This window comes from Stenotrophomonas sp. SMYL8, assembly GCF_036320065.1.
Lineage (GTDB): Bacteria > Pseudomonadota > Gammaproteobacteria > Xanthomonadales > Xanthomonadaceae > Stenotrophomonas > Stenotrophomonas maltophilia_A.
In genome coordinates, this window is the sequence record NZ_JAWIRR010000006.1 from 34,356 (window position 1) to 54,265 (window position 19,910).

Consider the following 19,910-nt stretch of genomic DNA (forward strand, 5'->3'; position numbering starts at 1 on the left):
TTTGCGGGCATAGGATTTCTGAGGTTCCAGATGTGAAAAGTATTCACATCGAAGCACTGGCTGGAAGATTGGCAAGGGGAGGAATCTGCGCTGGTTCACAGATCTTGAAGTTGCTTTCCAATGCCTAGGAGTCGAAAGCCGACCAGCAAAAGCAGTCACACATCGGCCGATTCGATTTGCGGTGCCAGCTTAACAAGCCAGTGTCCGCCGGATGCTTGTGAGGCTGTCAGGAGGTCATACGTCTTGATCATGTTCAGGAGCCCGGAGTGGCCATAGGCGTTCGGGGAGAAAGATGGGTCAGTCCGTTTCAGATAGTGGCCAAGCGTTCCTAGCACTACTTCCCCGTCCGTGGTCCCATCGGCTAGCAAGGAGACCGCGTCGACAAGAAAGCGAGGGCGGCGTTTGGGAAGCGGCTTGGGTGCCTCCACTTTGCCGTGGGAGTCCTTGGGGGGCGGGGCAGGTGATTCCTCGCAGGATGCATTCGACTCTGCTGGTTGCCACTCGAAAAACTGGTCGCAGGCGTTGCGCAATGCCTCTGGTGTCTTGGCTTCACCAACGATGCAGACGGTGGCTCCTCGCTCTCGGAGCTTGCGACAAAGGTAGGCAAAGTCAGAGTCGCTGGTCACTAGGCAAAAGGTGTCCGCTCGTTGGTCAAACATTGCCTCCAGAGCGTCCAAAGCCAACGCCATGTCAGCTGTGTTTTTGCCCGCCGCGTATTGATACTGGAGGCATGGAGTGAAGGCTTGTCGGACCAAAGTCTCCTGCCAGCGCTTAGCCAGCGTGGCGTGGTTGCCGTAACCCCTCCGAACGACAACCCGTCCGAACTGCGCGGCCATGAGAAGGGCGTGATCCACAATCTCCGGATTGACGTTGTCGCAATCCAGAAGAACCGCGACGCGTGATTCGTGTGGAACGATGCTCATCAACGAGCTTTCCTTTGCTTGTCGGAGCTGGGCTCCACGGTCAAGAGGGCGCGAAGCGCAGGCAGGTTGAGCTCGTAAGAAAGCACAGCCAGCCCCGGCGAGACGCCTTTAAGGCCTTTCAGCTTTTCCCGGACCGTGAAGGTCCGGCTGTAGGTGGCATGGTGCTCGTCGTCCAGCTCATGGCCCACCAGTTGGGCCCGGAGCTCGGAGACCACGCCAGCGCCTTGGAGCTCCTGAATCAGCGTTTTTCGGAGGGAGTGGAAGCCACGCTTGGCTTCCGGCCAGTTTGCCCCGACCTGCTCCAGGTGTCGGCCGAATGCCTTGGTGATCCAGTTGCCCGCGCCGTTTTTGGCGTTCGCCTTGGCGGCGGGGAAGAGCCGTGGTGCCTTCTGGGCTCGAAGGGTGCCCACCCAGTCCAAGAAGCCCAGCTCAATGAGGTCGGGATGCACGGGGATCGTGCGCAGGCTGACTTCGGTCTTGACCTTCTGGTGCTCCCCCTCGTCAGAAATCCTAATGCAGGGCAGTCCGTCCACCGTCAAGACATCCTCGACCAAGAGCTGGCCGACCTCTGATGCCCGGGCACCCGTGTAGAGACCCAGCAACGAGGCCCAACGGGCGGACAGGGCCAGCTCTTCGAACGCGGCCGGTGCGAACAGCGCTTGGACCTGATGACTGTCATAGGCTTTGAAGCCGAACTTCTTCCGCGCCCGCTTCTCCCTAGTGGAGTAAGTGATATGGCCGGCCGCTGGGTTGTCGCCTTTGGGGTAGTGGCCGGATGCAATCGCCCATTCGAAAAACCCTCCGCGGCCGCCGACATAACTTTGCTTGTTCGTAAGGGTGGGGGTGGCTGCGCCCCCGTCTCGCATGAACTGATACCACCGAGCCAGGTCGGACCGGGTGACCGAGTGGAGTTTGGCCTTTTCCCCCAGGAAGGACACCAGTGCCTCGATGGCGGTCTTTTTAATGGTGAACGTTTTGGGGAGGCAGCCGGGCTGGATGCTGGCCAGCCAAGCGTCGCGGGCCTTGCCCAGGGTGATGGTCTCCACGGCAGGCTTGGTCACGCGACGGGCCACGGGCATGGGCGGCACGCCCTCACGGATCAACTCGCTCAGCTCACTGGGCTGAGAGGCAGAGAGTTCCATCATCTGCTGATAGAGCCTGACATCGTCTGGCGTGTCGATTTGCCAGTGCTCGGTCACCGTCCCGTCTGCTGTCTTGGTCCGGTTCAAGATCAACTGCTGTAGCGGGTCGCCATCGGTCAGGCGCCTGAGCAGCGCGTCGATGTCCTCTTCCTTGATTCCCATGCGTTGCTCCCTCAACACGTCGAAGGCTTGAGCATAGCGCGCCGCCAGTTGCAGGGCGCGCAACTGGGCCACGGCCAGCTCGGACGTGCGCAGGGTGCGCTTGAAGATGCGTCGGCCAACGATGGCCTGGAGATCGGTGGGGACCCGTTGCCGGAAAGACCAGAGCCCTGAGGGCGCGCGAACGAGGTGGTGTGGGATGCGCATCGAGAGATGTGTCCCGATTTGTGTCCCGCCGAAGGTCGCCTCAGAAAAGCAAAAACCCCTGCGTAAACAGGGGTTTGCGTAATCTGGCGGAGAGAGGGGGATTCGAACCCCCGAAGCGCGGTTTAGACGCTTACACACTTTCCAGGCGTGCTCCTTCAACCACTCGGACACCTCTCCGGATCCCTGCCATCGGCAAACGCCTCAGCAGGGGCGCAGATTCTAGCGGGCCGCGCGGCACTTCACAAGCACCCCGGTCAGGAACCTGCGAAGGACGTGCCGGAGGCGAGGGGGCTGGACAGGCATGGCACAATGGAACATCCGATGGAAAACGGTGGCCTGATGTCCTATCTCGTCCTTGCCCGCAAGTGGCGTCCGAAGCGTTTTGCCGAGCTGGTGGGCCAGGAACACGTGGTCCGTGCGCTCAGCAACGCGCTGGACAGCGGCCGGGTCCACCATGCGTTCCTGTTCACCGGTACCCGCGGCGTGGGCAAGACCACCATCGCGCGCATCTTCGCCAAGTCGCTGAACTGCGAGCAGGGCACCAGCGCAGACCCATGCGGCCAGTGTGCGGCCTGCCTGGACATCGACGCCGGGCGCTACATCGACCTGCTGGAAATCGACGCCGCGTCCAACACCGGTGTGGATGACGTGCGCGAGGTGATCGAGAACGCGCAGTACATGCCCTCGCGTGGCAAGTACAAGGTCTACCTGATCGACGAAGTGCACATGCTGTCCAAGGCGGCGTTCAACGCGCTGCTGAAGACGCTGGAAGAGCCGCCGGAGCACGTGAAGTTCCTGCTGGCCACCACCGACCCGCAGAAGCTGCCGGTCACCGTGCTCAGCCGCTGCCTGCAGTTCAACCTCAAGCGCCTGGACGAGGATCAGATCCAGGGCCAGATGACCCGCATCCTGGCGGCTGAGGAAATCGAGGCCGACGGCAGCGCCATCGTGCAGCTGGCCAAGGCCGCCGACGGCAGCCTGCGTGACGGCCTGTCGCTGCTGGACCAGGCGATCGCCTACGCCGGCGGCGCGCTGCGCGAGGACGTAGTGCGCACCATGCTGGGCACGGTCGACCGCACCCAGGTGGCAGCGATGCTCGATGCGCTGGCCGAAGGCGATGGTCCGCGCCTGTTGCAGGTAGTGGCTGCGCTGGCGGAGTTCTCGCCGGACTGGAGCGGCGTACTGGAAGCGCTGGCCGAAGGCCTGCATCGCATCCAGGTGCAGCAGCTGGTACCGGGTGCCGCAGCGGCTGCCGAAGGCCTGGACGCGACGGTGTTCGCCGAACGCCTGCGTCCGGAAGTGGTGCAGCTCTGGTATCAGATGGCCTTGAACGGCCGTCGCGACCTGCCGCTGGCGCCTAGCCCGCGCGCGGGCTTTGAAATGGCTGTGCTGCGCATGCTGGCGTTCCGCCCGGCCGCGGCGGTCCCGCCGGTGCCGAAGTCGGTGGATGGTGCAGGCAATGCGCCGGGTGGCAATGCTGCCGGTGGTGGCAGCGGTACGGGTACCCGCGAAGCGACACCGGCGGCTGCCGCCACTTCGGCAAGCCCGGCCGTAGTAGCGCAGGTGGCCGCTCCGGCGCAGGCCGCGCCGCGCGAACCTGAACCCGAACCTGAGCCGGCCCCACGACCCGAACCGGACCCGACCCCGGAGCCCGAGCCGGTTCCGGTGGAAGAGCCCGTGTCACCGCCGCCGGTGAAGGCTGAAGCAGCGGCGCCGGCATCCGTTGAAGCCGAAGCGGGCGACGACCTGCCGCCGTGGACCACCGACGAAGCCGAGGCGCGTGACGAGGCGCTGGCGGCCGAGATGGCTGGGCCGGACGCCGCCATGGTGGCGCCCTGGCATGAACCGCCAGCTCCCGTCGCGGCTCCCAGCGAGCCTGCGCCGCCCGAGCGCCCGTTCCGCACTGAAGGCATTGCCATCGCGCCGGCCGAGCCGGCCCCGGCACGTGATGCCGTGCCGCAGGAAGGTGTCAGCGATCTGGCCAGCGCCGAGGATTGGCTGGATCTGGTCGCCAACAGTGGCCTGAGCGGCCCGTCGCGGCAGCTGGCCGCCAACGCTGCCTTCATCAGTTGCCAGCACGGGACCTTGAAACTGGGTCTTTCGCCCGGATTTGAATATCTGCGCTCGGAGCGCGCGCTGGCCGCCCTGGGCGAGATGCTGGAGAAGGCCCTCGGCCAGGCGCCGAAGATCGTGGTCGAGACCGTGGAAACCGAACACGTTCCGGCCGAGACCCTGCACCAGCGTGCCGATCGCCAGCGTGGCGAGCGGCAGCAGGTGGCAGAGGCTGTTTTCATGGACGATCCGGAAGTGCAGGTGCTGATCCAACAGCACGGCGCCCGGGTTGTTTCCGATTCCATCCGTTCTTTTGACGAGTAAGACACCATGCGCGGAAACATCGCCCAACTGATGCAGCAGGCCCAGAAGATGCAGGAAAACCTGCAGAAGGCCCAGGAAGAAATCGCCAAGATCGAAGTGACCGGCAGCGCCGGCGGCGGCATGGTCAGCGTGACCCTGACCGGTGCCAAGGAATGCCGCAAGGTGCGCATCGACCCGTCGCTGACCAGCGACCCGGAGATGCTGGAAGACCTGATCGCCGCCGCCTTCAATGATGCGTCGAACAAGATCGATGCCGAGTCGAAGTCGAAGATGGGGTCGGCCACCGCCGGCATGCAGCTGCCGCCGGGCATGAAGCTGCCGTTCTGATTTTCAGCGTGGCACCCGTATAACCGGGTGCCACGGATCCCGTAGAGTCGAGCTTGCTCGACTGTTCCAACCTTCAGTCGAGCATGGCTCGACTCTACAAACAGCTGTCGAGCGTGCTCGACGCCATGAAAGCATGCCGCCGTGTCCGCACCCCTGCTTGAACAATTGATCGACGCATTGCGGGTGCTGCCTGGCGTCGGCCAGAAGACTGCGCAGCGCATGGCCTATCACCTGCTCGAGCGCGAGCGCGAAGGTGGCCAGCGTCTGGCCGAGACACTGGCATTGGCGGTGGAGCGAATCGGCCACTGCGTGCAGTGCCGCGATTTCAGCGAAACCGAGTTGTGCCCGACCTGTGCCAACAGCAGCCGCGAGCGCAGCCAGCTGTGCGTGGTCGAATCACCGGCCGACCGCCTGGCCATCGAGAACGCCACCGGCTTCCGCGGTGTCTACTTCGTGCTGCAGGGCCGGCTGTCGCCGCTCGATGGCATCGGCCCGCGCGAGCTGGGCCTGGAGCAGCTGGAGCGGCGGCTGGCCGAAGGCGAGGTGCAGGAGCTGATCATCGCCACCAGCGCCACTGTGGAGGGGGAGGCCACCGCGCATTACCTGGCGCAGCTGGCGCGCGCGCGCAAGGTGCAGCCCAGCCGCCTGGCGCAGGGCCTGCCGCTGGGCGGCGAACTGGAATACGTTGATCGTGGCACGCTGTCGCACGCGTTCGGGACCCGCAGCGAATTCCGCGATTGAGCAACGGCCGGCATGGCCGGGCGCGGGCGGCCTACAATGCGGACGACATACCCGCCGAGGCCGATCATGAGCAACGAAACCCTCTTCAGCAAGATCATCCGTCGCGAGATCCCGGCCACCATCGTCTACGAGGATGACGAGGTGCTGGGCTTCAAGGACATCGCACCGCAGGCGCCGGTGCACGTGCTGTTCATTCCGAAGAACGAGATCATTCCGACCCTGGATGACCTGCAGCCGTCGCAGGCGCACCTGATCGGCAAGCTGGCGCTGGCTGCCGCCGAGTATGCGCGCCGCGAGGGCTTTGCTCAGGACGGCTACCGCATCGTGATGAACTGCCGCGAGGATGCCGGGCAGACCGTGTTCCATATCCACATGCACCTGCTGGCCGGTGCGCCGCTGGGGCACTTCGGTACCCCGGGGCGTTGAAGCCCCTATCCACGCATGGCGTGGATCTACCGTATCCCGGCGTGGATGGAAAAGGCCGCCCGAGGGCGGCCTTTTCCGTCATGCCTGTGCGGTGATGATCACCACCAGCCCCAGCGACCATAGCCGCCCCAGTACGGGCCATACGGGCTCGGGCCCCACGGGCCATAGGGATAGGGCACCACGTCGACCTGACGCTGTTCCGGCCACAGGTAGATCACATCGGCCGACAGCTTCGGCAGGCGGTAGTCGTATTCGCCGATGCGGGTGTTCTGGTAGCCGTCGATCTTGCCGATGAAGGTCACGTCACGACCGGCTTCGAACACCGCCGGGTCGTAGAAGCCAGCACGGCAGGCGATGAAACGACCGTCGCTGGCATCGGACGAAGTGGTGTTCGGGCGGCCACTGCCATTGAGCGGGCGCGAGATGATCTGGAAGCAGGTCTCGCCCTGGCCGGGCTTGGTTTCGATGATGCGACCGCCCCAACGGACCGGCGTGCCGACCTGCTGGGTAGCGACTGAATCGCGAGGGGAGACCAGGCTGAACTGTCCCTGCAGCGGCTTGGGGGCCGTGGCGCAGGCCGACAGGGCCAGCGTGGCCACAGCGGTGAGAAGGAACTTGGTGTTCATGGGGAGGCTCCGGAAGTCGGGCGATGCCTGCGCAGGTCCCGCAATAATGAAGCGAGGTCGGTGCAAGTTCCAGCGTAACGCGCATCAGCGAAACGCTGGCTGAGCGCGAGCAGGGCCGGGTCAGGACGCTGCCGGTGTACGCGCTGTGCCCAGTCCTGGGCGGTTTCGTGCGGTTCACGGGCCAGGCCGAGGCGGGCGTAGCGCCGTCCGAGCCGGTGCCAGGCGCGCAGCAGCGGGTCGCGTTCGCGCTCGCCACGGGCCAGCAGCCAGGCCATCCACGCCAGCGCCAGCAGTGCGGCCACCACGAAGCCAGCGACCAGCTGCCCGGGGCCCAGATCGTCCAGCCCGAACGGCTTGAGCAGCTGTTGCTGGCGGCGCGCATCGAAAGACAGCACCAGGTCGTTCCAGCCACGGCGCAGCCAGTCGCCCATCTGGCCCAGCTGCAGCCAACGCTGCTGCAGTGGCGTGTCCGTGCCGGCCTGCAGGCGGTCATCCAGTGTGTCCAGGATGCGTTCCGGTGCCACGGCTGCGGTCGGGTCGACCCGGACCCAGCCGCGCTGCGGCAGCCACACCTCGGCCCAGGCGTGGGCATCCATTCGCCGCACTACCCAGTAGTCGCCGATGCGGTTGCGGGTGCCGCCGGCGAAACCGGTCACCACCCGCGCCGGGACGCCGGCGTTGCGCATCAGCACCACGAAGGCCGAGCTGAAGTGTTCACAGAAGCCGGCCTTGTAGCCGAACAGGAACTCGTCGATCGGGTCGCGTCCCGCCGCAGGGGTGTCCAGCGTGTACGAGAAGTCGGTGGTGATCCACTGCAGCGCGCGGCGCACGATGGCCTCGTCATCGCTGCCAGCCTCCTGTCGCCATTGCTGCGCCAACGTGGCGGTGCGCGGGTTGAAGCCGGTCGGCAGCTGCAGCGTCGCGCGGCGCAGATAGGGCGACAGCGTGCTGTCGAAACGCAGGGGAGGGGCCGAATGCAACCGCCAGCGGCTGAGCGAGGCCAGCGGGCGTTCGCTGCTCAGGCTCATGTCCGCATCCAGCATGCTGCCTGCAGGCGCGCGGCTGGGCAGGTCCAGCGCCACCAGCTGGCGGCGGTCGGTCGGCTCGTAGTCGATCTGGTAATCCCAGCCCTGTGTACTTGCTTCAACCACCGCAGCAGGCCGCCGCGCGCTGGCGCGGTCGCGTGTCCAGCGCCGTCCATCGAAGGCGGTCAGTACAGGGCCGCGCCAGTAACGCTGCGCCGGCTCGGGTGGAGTGCCGAAGAACTGCACGCGCAGCGCCGGGCTGTCGTCGGCCATCAGGTCCAACCACTGGCCGGGCTCCATGCTGTCGGACAACCCCGGTGTACCCACGGCGCGCTCGGGAACACCCCACAGTGGTGTGGCCAAGCGCGGGAACAGCCAGAAACAGGCCAATGCCAGCGGCAGGCCGATCGCCAACAGGCGGCCGACACCATGCAGCTGCCCGCGCAGTGGCAGGCGGTCGGCATGACCTTCATCCTGGGCCAGGCGTTGCAGCGCGATCAGTGCGCTGCCCCCGGCCAGCGCGGCCAGCGCGGTTGTCAGCGGCCCCTGGTCGAGCAGGAATGCTGCAAAGGGCGAGAACAGCGCGAAGCCGAGCAGGCTGCGGGCATCACGCAGGCTGCGCAGCTCGCTGGACTTGATCGCCAGCATCGCGGCCAGCAGTGCGCAACCGGTATCGCGCCCGGGGCGCACCATGCCCATCTGCCAGACGATGGCGCCGAGCATGCCCAGCACCAGCAGCAGGCGTACCGGCATCGGCAACACTGTCCGCCACGACAGGGCGGCGGTGATGATCGCCGCCAGCGCGATCACACCAGCCAGCAGTGGCGGCAGCTGCAGCAGCAACGGCAACAAGGCCAGCGCCGCGCTGGCCAGGGTCCAGTTGCGGGCATTGCGATCGAGCAGGGCGGGGGTCTCAGTCATGCGGCATCAGCGCCAGCGCGCGCAGGCACAGGTGATGGTGGCTGGCGCCCTGACCGGGCCCGAACGGCGGGTGTGCAGGCAGCAGCAGGGTGTAGCGGCGGCCCTCGCGCTCTGCCACATCCACCCAGCGCGCCAATCGAGCGATGCGTGCTTCATGGCCCAACGGCGCCAACGAGCGCCAGTCGAGGATCACTTCGATGCCGACCGGCTTTTCGTACTCGCGCACCAGCAGGCTGTCGCGGCGAGCCGAGTGCTTCCAGGAAATGCTGCGCGGCGCATCGCCCGCCCGGTAGGGGCGCAGCTGATGCAGTTCCTCGCCGCTGGCATGGGCGCGGGTGTGCAGCGGATCGCTGCCGCTCTCCGGCAGTGCAGGCGCCACGGCTTCGGCCAGCGGGTAGACCAGCAGCGGCTGTTCCGGCCACACCCACGACCACGCCCGCACCAGGCCCAGCGGCTGGGTGGTGGACAGTCGGATGCGCGGCAGTTCCAGCCAGCCACGGCGTTCGCTGGGAACGTCCAGTTCCACTTCGCCACGGCCGTGCGCAGGCAGCGAGGTCCAGGCGTTGCTGTCACCCAGCTGCAGATGAAGGCCGTGCCGCGCACGCGGGTCACGCAGTGAGAGGTCCACGCGCAGACGCAATGGTTGCCCGGCCGCTACCGGCTCGGCGGAGATCGCATCGATCTGCACGCCGGACAACTGGAGATGCGCGGCAATGGCACTGGCGATTGCTGCTGCCGCGAGCAGCAGGGCCAGCAGCAGCGCCGGGTTGTTGTTGTAGTTCAGTGCGCCCAGCAGCATGGCCGTCAGCAGGGTGGCAACGAACAGGCCGAAGCGGGTGGGCAGCACATAGATGCGATGGCGGTCCAGCCGCCTCGGCAAGGCTTCGGGCCTGCGTGGCCGAGCCAGCAGCTGCATGCGTGCCCAGCGTGTGGCCACGCTCAGTCCACCGCGACGGTCTGCAGGATCGCGCGCGCCAGTGCCGGACCCGAACTGGATTCGGCTTCCGCCACCAGTCGGTGGCCGGCCACCGCCACGAACAGGGTCTGCACGTCTTCGGGCACCACATGGCCGCGCCCCAGCAGCAGTGCATGTGCCTTGGCCGCGCGCAGCAGCGCCAGGCCCGCACGTGGCGACAGGCCCACGCGCACACCGGCATGCTGGCGGCTGCGGGTCAGCAGCGCCTGCACATAGTCGATCAGCGCGTCGCTGGCATGCACCTGGTTCACTGCGTCGCGCAGCGCGCGCACCTGGGTGTCATCCAGTTTCGGTACGGCACGCGCGATCAGGTCGCGGCGATCGCTGCCGCGCAGCAGCTCGCGCTCGGCCTGCGCGCTGGGGTAACCCATCGCCAGTCGCAGCAGGAAGCGGTCCAGCTGCGAATCCGGCAGCGGGAACGTGCCGGACAGATCCACCGGGTTCTGCGTAGCGATCACGAAGAAAGGATCGGGCAGGGCATGGGTCTGTCCATCCAGGGTGACCTGTTGCTCGGCCATCGCTTCCAGCAACGCGCTCTGCGTGCGCGGTGGTGCGCGGTTGATCTCGTCGGCCAGCAGTACGTGGGTGAACACCGGGCCGGGGTGGAACTGGAACTGACGGCTGCCGGCTTCATACACCGACACGCCCAGCACATCGGCGGGCAACAGATCGGAGGTGAACTGCACGCGCTGGAAGCTGAGGCCGAGGCTGCTGGCCAGCGCATGCGCCAGCGTGGTCTTGCCCAGGCCGGGCAGATCTTCAATCAGCAGGTGACCGCCGGACAGCAATGCGACGAACGCCAGCCTGACTTCCGGCACCTTGCCCAGTACCAGTGCGTTCACCTGATCCTGTGCCTCCCGCAGGGCCTGACGCAATTGATCGGTTAGCATGCTGGGGTTGGGGGACGAAGCTGGCATGATCGTCTCAGATCTGGAATCCACTCGATTATCCATAGAGCAATGCAAGGCGAACAGCGCGCACGGACGATATTTCTCTGGTTATGGACGTTGGTCACAGCGGCCAAGCTGATCGTTGCCGCGCGCTTGCCGCTGTTCGTCGACGAAGCGTTCTATTGGCAGGAAGGCCAGCATCTGGCCGCGGCCTATTCGGATCTGCCCGGGTTGACCGCCTGGCTGGCCCGCCTGGGCGTGGAGCTCGGCGGTCATCACGTGCTTGCGCTGCGCCTGCCGTTCCTGGCCATCGGTGCGCTGTTGCCGCTGCTGGTGGTGCGCACGGCCACGCGCTGGTTCGGCAATGTGGCGGGTTGGCAGGCGGGCAGCCTCACGCTGTTGATGCCGTTGTCGGCGACGCTGGGCCTGCTGGCGGTACCCGACGTGCCGATGGCGCTGGCGGCGGTGATCTGCCTGCACGCCGGTGCGCGCCTGCTGCACAACGTGGATGCCTCCTCGGCGATGAAGCTGGCGCTGGGCCTGCTGATCGGTGCACTCAGCCACTACCGTTTCATCGGTGTCATCGGCGTCGGTTTCATCGCGCTGCTGGCATTGCCGCAGGGGCGGCGCATGCTGGCCGATCCGCGCGTGTGGGTCGCACTGGCGGTGGGCGTGCTGGCATGGCTGCCACTGCTGGCGTGGAATGCGGACAACCACGATGCCGGTCTGAAATTCCAGGTGGTCGAGCGTCATCCCTGGGCCTTTGAATGGGGCGGGCTGTGGTTCCTGGTGATCCAGCCGATGCTGGTGACGCCGATCCTGTGCATGGCGATGTGGAAGGTGGCGCTGGCAGGGACCCGGAGCGGTGGCGGTGCGCGCGTGCAGTGGCGCTATTTCGGCCTGGTGGGCGGCGTATCCACGCTGGGCATTTTCGTGCTTGGCTTCTTCACTGACGTCGAGCGGATCAGTTTCCATTGGCCGCTGCCGGGCTACCTCGCACTGCTGGTGGCGGTGCCGGTAGTGCTCAACGGCTGGCCGCGCTGGCTGCGCCGCACCGGCTGGTGGCTGGCAGGCGCGGGCATGGTGCTGGCGTTCGGCTACTACCTGATGGCATCCACGCCGGCACTGCGCGAGCAGATGGCCGGCAGCAAGTACTACCCGCGCAATTTCGCTGGCTGGCAACCACTGGCCGTAGCGGTCCATGAAGAGCTGCGGCAGATGCCGGAAGGGACGCGCGTGCTGGCCGGCAACTTCAAGGTTGGCGCCGAGCTGGGCTTCCAGCTGGGCAATGGCAACATCGCGGTGCTGCCGCATCCGCTCAATGACAAGCATGGCCGCACCGCGCAGCTGGCACAGTGGGGCCTGCTGCATGAGGGCGAGCGCACGGCGCCGATGCTGCTGGTGCTGTCACCCAGCGACCAGCGCTATCGCGAACTGCTGGAGCGCTATCACGCCATCTGCGATCAGGTGGGGCCGATGCCGGCGCCACGCGTGGTCAGCAGTGATCACGGGTTCCAGCGCTTCCTTTTGTTCCGCCTGCCGGTGCAGCGCGCGGAAGGGCCGTGCGTGACGCCGGCGATGGCGTGGCTGGATGCGCCGTCCAATGGCGAGAAGGTGTCCGGCACGTTCGCGATCAAGGGCTGGGCGTTCAAGGATGGCGTCGGCCTGGCACGTGTCGAAGTGCTGGTCGATGGCCGTTCCATCGGTGACGCCCGCTATGGGCGTGTATTCGACGTGCGCCCCGTGTGGCCGGACAGCACCGATCCGCAGCACCCGGCGGTGGGCTTCGACGCATCGCTGGATACCACCACGCTGGCGCCGGGCAGGCACTGGCTGGGCCTGCGCCTGTATGGCCGCGATGGCAGCGTGGAGCAATGGCAGGAGCAGCCGTTCGAGGTCCGTTGAGGCCTCTGCTTTTGTAGGGTCGAGCCATGCTCGACTGCTTTTTCCGGGCCGCCTGCCATCTACAGCAGAAGCAGTCGGGCAGGGCTCGACGCTACAGTTCAGGGCACCGCGAAACCGGCCCTGCGCAGCAATCCGCATACCGCAATCAGCGGCAGGCCGACCAGCGCGGTCGGGTCGCGGTTGTCGATGGCGTCGAACAGGCTGATGCCCAGGCCCTCGCATTTGAAGCTGCCGGCGCAGTCCAGTGGCTGCTCGGTGGTCACGTAGCGGGCGATCTCGTCCGGTTCCAGTGCGCGGAAGCAGACTTCGGTCAGATCGACGGCCGTGAATGATTCTCCATCACGGCTGAGACAGACGGCGGTGTGGAAGCGCACGGTCTGCCCGGACATCGCTGCCAGCTGCGCACAGGCGGCCTCGACCGTACCGGGCTTGCCCAGCGGCCGGCCGTTCAGGTCCGCGACCTGGTCCGAGCCGATTACCCAGGCGCCCGGATGGCGGGCAGCCACCTCGGCGGCCTTGGCCGCAGCCAGGCGCGTGGCCAGAGCCCGCGGCGCTTCGCCATTCAACGGGGTTTCATCCACCTCCGGGCGCGCGCAGTCGAAGGCAAGGCCCAATCGCTGCAGCAGCTCGCGGCGGTAGCGGGAGGTGGAGGCCAGGACCAGTGACATGCGAGAATACCGGGGCAGGGCGCGGCAGTCTGGCGTGTCCGCAGCGCCAGCGGCAAGTCCTGTATGGCGGGCATTTGACAGCCGCCGCCCCGATCCTTAGTATTCAGCGGCTTATGTCCGCGAACGTGCCCGAAACGCTGGATGCCTGGCGGATGGTTGTAGCGCGAAGGCGCTTCGACGGTCAGGTGTCCCTGGCTGAATTGACCCGCCTGCAGGGGTTGGTCGCAGATACCGACGGTGAGTGCAATTACTCGCTTGAATTCGGTCGCGACGACGTCTTGCGGGTATCCTATGTGGAATTGACCATCGACACCGCGTTGCCGCTGACCTGTCAGCGCAGCATGCAGCGATTCCTGTTGCCGGTGAAGATGACCCAGAGGCTTGGCCTGATCCGCGACGAGGACGAGGAATCGTCCCTGCCGGAGGAGTACGAGGCGTTGCTGGTGCCGGAAGACGGCCAGCTGCGTCCGCTGGACCTGGTCGAGGACGAGCTGGTGCTGGCGGTGCCTGTGGTGCCGCTGTCGCCCGACGGTGAAGCAGTCGACAAGGACTGGGCGCCGAGCGAAGAAGAAACAAAGCAGGCCAACCCGTTCGCGGTGTTGGCGGCACTGAAGAAACAATAGCAGCCGGATTGTCGTCGGCGGCTGCGGCGAAAGCGAAAGTGTGCTGGGCGCTGGCGTCCTGCGCGACGATACGACGAAGCAAAACGAACCGAGTTTGGAGCAATCCCATGGCTGTGCAGAAATCCCGTGTCACCCCGTCCCGCCGCGGCATGCGTCGTGCGCATGACGCCCTGAGCGCCAAGCAGCTGTCGACCGACCCGACCACCGGCGAAGTGCACCTGCGTCATCACATCACTGCCGATGGTTTCTACCGCGGCAAGAAGGTCATCCAGACCAAGACCTCGGCCGTCGAAGAAGATTGATGTGCCGGGAAGGCCGCTGCCCCCGGGCAGCGGCCTTTGCCTTCTTTCCCGGGTGTGCCGGTGATCGGCGGCCCGCGCAACAGGAAACATGATGAGCAAGCGGATCTACTCGAGGATCGCGGGCACCGGTAGCTATTTGCCGGAAAAAGTCCTGACCAACGCCGACCTGGAAAAAATGGTCGAAACCTCGGATGAGTGGATCCAGTCGCGCACCGGCATTCGTGAGCGGCACATCGCGGCCGAAGGCGAAACCACCAGCGACCTTGGCTACAACGCCGCCCTGCGCGCGCTTGAAGCCGCAGGCATCGACGCCTCGCAGCTCGACATGATCGTGGTCGGCACGACCACCCCTGATCTCATTTTCCCGTCCACCGCGTGCCTGATCCAGGCAAAGCTCGGTGTGGCCGGGTGCCCCGCCTTCGACGTCAACGCCGCCTGCTCGGGCTTCGTGTTCGCGTTGGGCGTGGCCGACAAGTTCATCCGCTCCGGCGACTGCAGGCACGTGCTGGTGATCGGCACCGAAACGCTGACCCGCATGGTCGACTGGAACGATCGCACCACCTGCGTGCTGTTCGGCGATGGCGCCGGTGCTGTCGTGCTCAAGGCCGACGAAGACACCGGCATCCTCAGCACCCACCTGCATGCCGATGGCAGCAAGAAGGAGCTGCTGTGGAACCCGGTTGGCGTTTCGACCGGCTTCAAGGACGGCGCCAATGGCGGCGGCACCATCAACATGAAGGGCAACGACGTGTTCAAGTACGCCGTCAAGGCGCTGGACTCGGTCGTGGACGAGACTCTGGCCGCCAACGGCCTGGACAAGTCCGACCTGGATTGGCTGATTCCGCACCAGGCCAACCTGCGCATCATCGAAGCCACCGCCAAGCGCCTGGACATGTCGATGGACCAGGTCGTGGTCACCGTCGACAAGCACGGCAATACCTCGTCCGGCTCGGTGCCGCTGGCGCTGGACGCCGCCGTGCGCTCGGGCAAGGTCGAACGTGGCCAGCTGCTGCTGCTGGAAGCCTTTGGCGGCGGCTTCACGTGGGGTTCGGCTCTGCTGCGCTATTGATAGTGCAAGTTACGACAACGTGAAGCTTTGTCGTTGCGGCCCCTCTGGGGCCGTAACGCGTTTAAGGAGGACCTGTCATGGTTGAGCCCATCGTCATCGAAGGGCAACGTGCCTGGCTGAAGCAGTACGGCAAGGGAAGCCGCGCGCTGGCCCTTGGCCTGCTCAATTTTGTTGCCCGTCGTTTTCATCTGGATGCCCTGCGCCCGCCGCCGCACCGTGGCGGTGACGCCGCGCGCGAAACCGAAGCCCGTCGCCTTGCAGAACTGCAGGCGCAGGGCGTGAACGTGCCCGATGTGCTGGGCACCGGCCATGCTGCGCTGGTGATCGGCGACAACGGCAGTTCGTTCAATACCTGCCTGCGCGAAGCCGACGAGGCCGGTCGCGACCGCCTGGTGATGGCGGCCATGCTGGCCATTGCCGCAGCGCATGCGCGCGGCGCCTATTTCGGTCAGCCGTTACCGCGCAATCTCACCTGGGATGGCGAGAAGGTCGGTTTCATCGACTTCGAGGAAGATCCGCTGGAAGTGATGGATCTGTCCGAAGCGCAGGCCCGCGACTGGCTGATGTTCGGCTATGGCGTGGCCAAGTACTACGCCGACCGCCCCGAGCACCTGCAGGCGATGATGGCCGAGGCGATGGGCGATGCGCAGGCGCCGGTGCGCGAGCACGTGCACGCGGTCACTGGCCGCCTGCGCAGCCTGGCCCGGGTCTGCATGAAGCTGGGCCGCTCGGCGCGCGCGCTGGCCCACTCCATCTTCATCGCCCATGGCGCCAGCACCGCTGGCGTGCTGATGCTGGTGGGCCTGTGCGTGGATTTCCTCGCCGACGGCGATCTGGACGTCCTGCAGCTGTTCTGCTGACTGTGCGTCCGCCGGGCCATGCCCGGCGGCGTTCCGCGGCTGGCCCACCATACGCGTGCATACGCGCACGTACAGACGACACGGCATGTTCCCCCTTATCATGGCCCGCTTCGATTGCAACAAGCGGATGACCGCGTGACCGTATCCACCCTCGCTTTTGTCTTCCCCGGCCAGGGCTCGCAGTCTGTGGGCATGGTGGCCGAGCTGGCTGAACTGCACCCGCAGGTGCGTGAAGCCTTCACCGAGGCATCCGATGGTGCCGGCGTCGACCTGTGGGCGCTGTCCCAGGGTGGCCCGGAGGAAATGCTCAACCGCACCGAATACACCCAGCCGGCCCTGCTGGCCGCAAGCATCGGCGTGTGGCGCGCCTGGAACGCCGTGGGCGGTCCGCGCCCGTCGGTGCTGGCCGGTCACAGCCTGGGCGAGTACACCGCTCTGGTCGCCGCTGGCGCGCTGAGCCTGCATGACGGTGCGCACCTGGTGCGCCTGCGCGGCCAGCTGATGCAGGAAGCCGCACCGGCCGGCGTCGGTGCCATGGCCGCCGTGCTCGGCGCCGAAGACCAGCTGGTGCTGGACGTCTGCGCCGAAGCCGCAGGCAGCCAGGTGGTGGTGCCGGCCAACTTCAATTCGCCGGGCCAGATCGTGATCGGTGGCGACGCCGACGCGGTCGACCGTGCGCTGGCGCTGCTGGCCGAGAAGGGCGTGCGCAAGGCGGTCAAGCTGGCCGTGAGCGTGCCCTCGCACACCCCGTTGATGCGCGAAGCCGCCAACCGCCTGGCCGAAGTGATGGCCGGCCTGGCCTGGCAGGCGCCGCAGCTGCCGGTGGTGCAGAACGTCGACGCCAAGGTGCATGACGGCATTGACGCGATCCGTACCGCGCTGGTCCAGCAGCTGTACCAGCCGGTGCAGTGGACCGGGTGCGTGCAGGCGCTGGCTGGCCGTGGCGTCACCCGGATCGCCGAGTGCGGCCCGGGCAAGGTGCTGACCGGTCTGGTCAAGCGTATCGACAAGGCCATCGACGGCCGTTCGCTGGCCACGCCAGGCGACTTCGAAGCCGCCCGCGAGGCATGGTCGGCCTGATCCCCCTTGTTCCTGCCGACCGTACCGGTGGCCGCTGCAAGCGGCACGGGTACGGCGGCCGTCCCAGCCTGAGGAAAACATCATGAGCAAGCCCCTGCAGGGTGAAATCGCACTGGTCACCGGCGCCAGCCGTGGCATTGGTGCCGCCATCGCCGATCTGCTGGCCGCCCAGGGCGCCACCGTCATCGGCACCGCCACCACTGAATCCGGCGCCGCCGCGATCGGTGAGCGCCTGGCCGCCCACGGTGGCCACGGCCTCGCGCTGAACGTCACCGATGCCGCCGCGCTGGACAGCGTGCTCGATGGCATTGCCAAGGAATTCGGCCCGATCTCGATCCTGGTGAACAATGCCGGCATCACCCGCGACAACCTGCTGATGCGCATGAAGGACGAGGACTGGGCGTCGATCATCGACACCAACCTGACCAGCGTGTTCCGCACCAGCAAGGCGGTGATGCGCGGCATGATGAAGGCGCGCAAGGGCCGCATCATCAATATCGCATCGGTGGTGGGCGTGACCGGCAATGCCGGCCAGGCCAACTACGCTGCCGCCAAGGCCGGCATCATCGGCTTCAGCAAGTCGCTGGCCAAGGAAATCGGTTCGCGCGGTGTCACCGTCAATGTTGTCGCACCCGGCTTCATCGACACCGACATGACCAAGGCGTTGCCGGAAGAAGCGCGTACCGCGCTGATCAACGACATCGCCCTCGAACGCCTGGGTTCGCCGGAAGACATCGCCCATGCGGTGGCCTTCCTGGCCGGCCCGGCTGCCGGTTACATCACCGGCGAAACCCTCCATGTGAACGGTGGCATGTACATGCCGTAAGCAAGGGGCGCAGGGATTGCGCCGCAAGTGGTTGATCTGCGGAGGTTTTTGCTGCGATGCAAGGCCGCGCCGGTTTCCACTACACTATCCCACGGCCATCGCCTTTGATGGCGACCACTTTTGAACCACAACTCCATCTGGAGCGAGATCCCATGAGCACCATCGAAGAACGCGTCAAGAAAATCGTCGTCGAACAGCTTGGCGTCAAGGAAGAAGAAGTCACCAACAGCGCATCGTTCGTCGATGACCTGGGCGCTGACTCGCTGGACACCGTCGAGCTGGTGATGGCCCTGGAAGAAGAATTCGAGTGCGAGATCCCGGACGAAGAAGCCGAGAAGATCAGCACCGTGCAGGCCGCCATCGACTACATCAAGGCCCACGTCAAGGCCTGATGTCAGACGGCAGTGCGCGCGCGGGCTCACGCTCGCCGCGCACCGCACCCCATGGGGCCGCTGTTGCGGCCCCGTGTGTTTGAGCATCACACCGAAGCAAACCGAGTTGCCCGTTGAAATCATCCGGGCCAGGAGAATCAGCAATGAAGCGTCGCGTCGTCGTAACCGGCCTGGGTATCGTCTCGCCGTTGGGCAATGATCTGGCCAGCAGCTGGGAAGGCATCACCCAGGGTCGTTCGGGCATCGGTCCGCTGACCAACGTTTCTGATGCCTATCTGGATCGGTTCACCACCAAGATTGCAGGTGAGGTCAAGGGATTCGACATCACCGCCGACAATGAACTGTTCGGCAAGTTCCGGGTCAGCGGCAAGGATGCCAAGAAGATGGACCCGTTCATCCATTACGGCCTCGGTGCCTCGTTCATGGCCCTGCACGACTCGGGCCTTGAGATCACCGACGCCAATGCCGAGCGCATCGGCGCCATCGTTGGCGCCGGCATCGGCGGCCTGCTCGGCATCGAAGAGCAGACCATCGAGTTCCATGAGGGCAAGAAGATCTCGCCCTTCTACGTGCCCAAGACCATCATCAACATGCTGCCGGGCCAGCTGAGCATCATCACCGGCCTGAAGGGCCCGTCGTTCTCGGCGGTGTCTGCGTGCGCGACCTCGAACCATTCGATCGGCACCGCCATGCGCATGATCCAGTACGGCGATGCCGACGTGATGGTGGTCGGTGGTGCCGAGCGTGGCTCGTCGCCGACCGCACTGGGCGGCTTCTGCGCGATGAAGGCCATGAGCACCCGCAACGACGCCCCGGAACAGGCCTCGCGCCCGTGGGACAAGGACCGTGACGGCTTCGTGCTGGGCGACGGCGCCGGCATCCTGATCCTGGAAGAGTACGAGCACGCCAAGGCACGTGGCGCGAAGATCTACTGCGAACTGGCCGGCTTCGGCGCCAGCTCCGACGCGTACCACATGACCGCACCCAGCGAGAACGGCGAAGGCGCCGCGCGCTGCATGGTCATGGCCATGAAGGATGCCGGCGTGACCCCGGAACAGGTGGGCTACCTCAACGCGCACGGCACCTCCACGCCGCTGGGCGACCTGGGCGAGACCATGGCGATGAAGACTGCCTTCGGCGACCACGCCTACAAGATGATGGTCAGCTCCACCAAGTCGATGACCGGACACCTGCTCGGCGCTGCCGGCGGCGTGGAAGCGATCTTCTCGGTGATGGCGCTGCAGGACAACGTCATCCCGCCGACCATCAACCTGCAGCAGCCGGGCGAAGGCTGCGACCTGGACTACGTGCCCAATGAAGCACGCCAGGCCAAGGTCGACGTGGTGATGTCCAATGGCTTCGGCTTCGGCGGCACCAACGGCACGCTGATCTTCAAGCGCGTCTGAGCGACGTTGTAGAGTCGAGCTTGCTCGACTCCGCCCTTGT

The 19,910-nt window shown here is 66.0% G+C and carries 20 protein-coding genes and 1 tRNA gene; 13 read left to right on the forward strand and 8 right to left on the reverse strand.

The window, feature by feature from the left end:
- Positions 1-155: 155 nt before the first annotated feature.
- From V3B25_RS07265 to V3B25_RS07275, 3 genes are all read right to left on the reverse strand, one after another.
- Positions 156-923 (reverse strand): NYN domain-containing protein, encoded by a 768-nt coding sequence (locus V3B25_RS07265; RefSeq protein ID WP_072168240.1) that lies wholly within the window; start codon positions 921-923, stop codon positions 156-158.
- The gene (locus V3B25_RS07270) at positions 923-2,431 is read right to left on the reverse strand and encodes a site-specific integrase (RefSeq protein WP_329810385.1); all 1,509 of its coding nucleotides are present in this window, start codon (positions 2,429-2,431) and stop codon (positions 923-925) included. The genes V3B25_RS07265 and V3B25_RS07270 overlap by 1 nt, the downstream gene beginning before the upstream one ends.
- An 84-nt stretch (positions 2,432-2,515) precedes the next feature.
- Positions 2,516-2,608 (reverse strand) — tRNA-Ser (locus V3B25_RS07275).
- A 162-nt stretch (positions 2,609-2,770) separates the two neighbouring features.
- On the opposite strand from V3B25_RS07275, the gene dnaX reads away from it, so the two are divergent.
- From dnaX to V3B25_RS07295, 4 genes are all read left to right on the forward strand, one after another.
- Positions 2,771-4,807 (forward strand): DNA polymerase III subunit gamma/tau, encoded by a 2,037-nt coding sequence (gene dnaX, locus V3B25_RS07280; protein ID WP_329810386.1) that lies wholly within the window; start codon positions 2,771-2,773, stop codon positions 4,805-4,807.
- A 6-nt stretch (positions 4,808-4,813) separates the two neighbouring features.
- A complete protein-coding gene (locus V3B25_RS07285; protein WP_005408298.1) occupies positions 4,814-5,134 on the forward strand; it encodes a YbaB/EbfC family nucleoid-associated protein in 321 nt (106 codons plus the stop codon).
- A gap of 141 nt (positions 5,135-5,275) precedes the next feature.
- Entirely contained in the window at positions 5,276-5,875 is a 600-nt protein-coding gene (gene recR / locus V3B25_RS07290) for a recombination mediator RecR (protein ID WP_010483844.1), read from the forward strand.
- A 66-nt stretch (positions 5,876-5,941) separates the two neighbouring features.
- Positions 5,942-6,301 carry a histidine triad nucleotide-binding protein gene (locus V3B25_RS07295; RefSeq protein ID WP_014646179.1) on the forward strand — a complete coding sequence of 120 codons (360 nt, stop codon included), beginning with the start codon at positions 5,942-5,944 and terminating at the stop codon, positions 6,299-6,301.
- Between the two features lie 98 nt (positions 6,302-6,399).
- Here the strand turns inward: V3B25_RS07295 and V3B25_RS07300 are convergent, their stop codons facing one another.
- The 4 genes from V3B25_RS07300 to V3B25_RS07315 are packed head-to-tail and all read right to left on the reverse strand — an operon-like array spanning position 6,400 to position 10,766.
- On the reverse strand, positions 6,400-6,927 hold the full coding sequence (locus tag V3B25_RS07300) for a Slp family lipoprotein (RefSeq protein WP_032127773.1): 528 nt from the start codon (positions 6,925-6,927) through the stop codon (positions 6,400-6,402).
- On the reverse strand, positions 6,924-8,873 hold the full coding sequence (locus V3B25_RS07305) for a DUF3488 and transglutaminase-like domain-containing protein (RefSeq protein ID WP_329810387.1): 1,950 nt from the start codon (positions 8,871-8,873) through the stop codon (positions 6,924-6,926). Before V3B25_RS07305 ends, V3B25_RS07300 begins: the two co-directional genes overlap by 4 nt.
- Entirely contained in the window at positions 8,866-9,789 is a 924-nt protein-coding gene (locus V3B25_RS07310; protein ID WP_185749964.1) for a DUF58 domain-containing protein, read from the reverse strand. The genes V3B25_RS07305 and V3B25_RS07310 overlap by 8 nt, the downstream gene beginning before the upstream one ends.
- Before the next feature lie 23 nt (positions 9,790-9,812).
- Positions 9,813-10,766 (reverse strand): MoxR family ATPase, encoded by a 954-nt coding sequence (locus V3B25_RS07315; RefSeq protein WP_032127770.1) that lies wholly within the window; start codon positions 10,764-10,766, stop codon positions 9,813-9,815.
- Between the two features lie 42 nt (positions 10,767-10,808).
- On the opposite strand from V3B25_RS07315, the gene V3B25_RS07320 reads away from it, so the two are divergent.
- Positions 10,809-12,644 carry a glycosyltransferase family 39 protein gene (locus tag V3B25_RS07320; protein ID WP_329810388.1) on the forward strand — a complete coding sequence of 612 codons (1,836 nt, stop codon included), beginning with the start codon at positions 10,809-10,811 and terminating at the stop codon, positions 12,642-12,644.
- A 98-nt stretch (positions 12,645-12,742) separates the two neighbouring features.
- Here V3B25_RS07320 and V3B25_RS07325 read toward each other — a convergent pair whose 3' ends face one another.
- Complete coding sequence (locus V3B25_RS07325) at positions 12,743-13,312, reverse strand: Maf family nucleotide pyrophosphatase (protein WP_329810389.1); 570 nt, start codon at positions 13,310-13,312, stop codon at positions 12,743-12,745.
- 113 nt (positions 13,313-13,425) lie between these two features.
- On the opposite strand from V3B25_RS07325, the gene V3B25_RS07330 reads away from it, so the two are divergent.
- The 8 genes from V3B25_RS07330 (at position 13,426) to fabF (ending at position 19,870) form a co-directional block, all read left to right on the forward strand.
- The gene (locus tag V3B25_RS07330; RefSeq protein WP_329810390.1) at positions 13,426-13,935 is read left to right on the forward strand and encodes a YceD family protein; all 510 of its coding nucleotides are present in this window, start codon (positions 13,426-13,428) and stop codon (positions 13,933-13,935) included.
- A 107-nt stretch (positions 13,936-14,042) separates the two neighbouring features.
- Entirely contained in the window at positions 14,043-14,237 is a 195-nt protein-coding gene (rpmF, locus tag V3B25_RS07335; RefSeq protein ID WP_004154640.1) for a 50S ribosomal protein L32, read from the forward strand.
- A gap of 91 nt (positions 14,238-14,328) precedes the next feature.
- On the forward strand, positions 14,329-15,306 hold the full coding sequence (locus tag V3B25_RS07340) for a beta-ketoacyl-ACP synthase III (protein WP_032127766.1): 978 nt from the start codon (positions 14,329-14,331) through the stop codon (positions 15,304-15,306).
- Positions 15,307-15,383: 77 nt separating this feature from the next.
- Complete coding sequence (locus V3B25_RS07345) at positions 15,384-16,166, forward strand: hypothetical protein (RefSeq protein WP_032127765.1); 783 nt, start codon at positions 15,384-15,386, stop codon at positions 16,164-16,166.
- Between the two features lie 135 nt (positions 16,167-16,301).
- The gene (gene fabD, locus V3B25_RS07350; protein ID WP_032127764.1) at positions 16,302-17,246 is read left to right on the forward strand and encodes an ACP S-malonyltransferase; all 945 of its coding nucleotides are present in this window, start codon (positions 16,302-16,304) and stop codon (positions 17,244-17,246) included.
- Between the two features lie 82 nt (positions 17,247-17,328).
- A complete protein-coding gene (fabG, locus tag V3B25_RS07355) occupies positions 17,329-18,072 on the forward strand; it encodes a 3-oxoacyl-ACP reductase FabG (RefSeq protein ID WP_329810391.1) in 744 nt (247 codons plus the stop codon).
- A 152-nt stretch (positions 18,073-18,224) separates the two neighbouring features.
- The gene (gene acpP, locus V3B25_RS07360) at positions 18,225-18,464 is read left to right on the forward strand and encodes an acyl carrier protein (RefSeq protein WP_005415509.1); all 240 of its coding nucleotides are present in this window, start codon (positions 18,225-18,227) and stop codon (positions 18,462-18,464) included.
- A gap of 143 nt (positions 18,465-18,607) precedes the next feature.
- A complete protein-coding gene (gene fabF / locus V3B25_RS07365; RefSeq protein ID WP_049463472.1) occupies positions 18,608-19,870 on the forward strand; it encodes a beta-ketoacyl-ACP synthase II in 1,263 nt (420 codons plus the stop codon).
- Positions 19,871-19,910 lie beyond the last annotated feature (40 nt).

What these genes read in the sequence shown, in the direction of transcription:
- V3B25_RS07265 (WP_072168240.1), bottom strand. Translation starts at nt 923, where the DNA reads ATGAGCATCGTTCCACACGAATCACGCGTCGCGGTTCTTCTGGATTGC.
- V3B25_RS07270 (WP_329810385.1), bottom strand. Translation starts at nt 2,431, where the DNA reads ATGCGCATCCCACACCACCTCGTTCGCGCGCCCTCAGGGCTCTGGTCT.
- dnaX (WP_329810386.1), top strand. Translation starts at nt 2,771, where the DNA reads ATGTCCTATCTCGTCCTTGCCCGCAAGTGGCGTCCGAAGCGTTTTGCC.
- V3B25_RS07285 (WP_005408298.1), top strand. Translation starts at nt 4,814, where the DNA reads ATGCGCGGAAACATCGCCCAACTGATGCAGCAGGCCCAGAAGATGCAG.
- V3B25_RS07295 (WP_014646179.1), top strand. Translation starts at nt 5,942, where the DNA reads ATGAGCAACGAAACCCTCTTCAGCAAGATCATCCGTCGCGAGATCCCG.
- V3B25_RS07300 (WP_032127773.1), bottom strand. Translation starts at nt 6,927, where the DNA reads ATGAACACCAAGTTCCTTCTCACCGCTGTGGCCACGCTGGCCCTGTCG.
- V3B25_RS07305 (WP_329810387.1), bottom strand. Translation starts at nt 8,873, where the DNA reads ATGACTGAGACCCCCGCCCTGCTCGATCGCAATGCCCGCAACTGGACC.
- V3B25_RS07310 (WP_185749964.1), bottom strand. Translation starts at nt 9,789, where the DNA reads ATGCAGCTGCTGGCTCGGCCACGCAGGCCCGAAGCCTTGCCGAGGCGG.
- V3B25_RS07315 (WP_032127770.1), bottom strand. Translation starts at nt 10,766, where the DNA reads ATGCCAGCTTCGTCCCCCAACCCCAGCATGCTAACCGATCAATTGCGT.
- V3B25_RS07320 (WP_329810388.1), top strand. Translation starts at nt 10,809, where the DNA reads ATGCAAGGCGAACAGCGCGCACGGACGATATTTCTCTGGTTATGGACG.
- V3B25_RS07325 (WP_329810389.1), bottom strand. Translation starts at nt 13,312, where the DNA reads ATGTCACTGGTCCTGGCCTCCACCTCCCGCTACCGCCGCGAGCTGCTG.
- V3B25_RS07330 (WP_329810390.1), top strand. Translation starts at nt 13,426, where the DNA reads ATGTCCGCGAACGTGCCCGAAACGCTGGATGCCTGGCGGATGGTTGTA.
- rpmF (WP_004154640.1), top strand. Translation starts at nt 14,043, where the DNA reads ATGGCTGTGCAGAAATCCCGTGTCACCCCGTCCCGCCGCGGCATGCGT.
- V3B25_RS07340 (WP_032127766.1), top strand. Translation starts at nt 14,329, where the DNA reads ATGAGCAAGCGGATCTACTCGAGGATCGCGGGCACCGGTAGCTATTTG.
- V3B25_RS07345 (WP_032127765.1), top strand. Translation starts at nt 15,384, where the DNA reads ATGGTTGAGCCCATCGTCATCGAAGGGCAACGTGCCTGGCTGAAGCAG.
- fabG (WP_329810391.1), top strand. Translation starts at nt 17,329, where the DNA reads ATGAGCAAGCCCCTGCAGGGTGAAATCGCACTGGTCACCGGCGCCAGC.
- acpP (WP_005415509.1), top strand. Translation starts at nt 18,225, where the DNA reads ATGAGCACCATCGAAGAACGCGTCAAGAAAATCGTCGTCGAACAGCTT.
- fabF (WP_049463472.1), top strand. Translation starts at nt 18,608, where the DNA reads ATGAAGCGTCGCGTCGTCGTAACCGGCCTGGGTATCGTCTCGCCGTTG.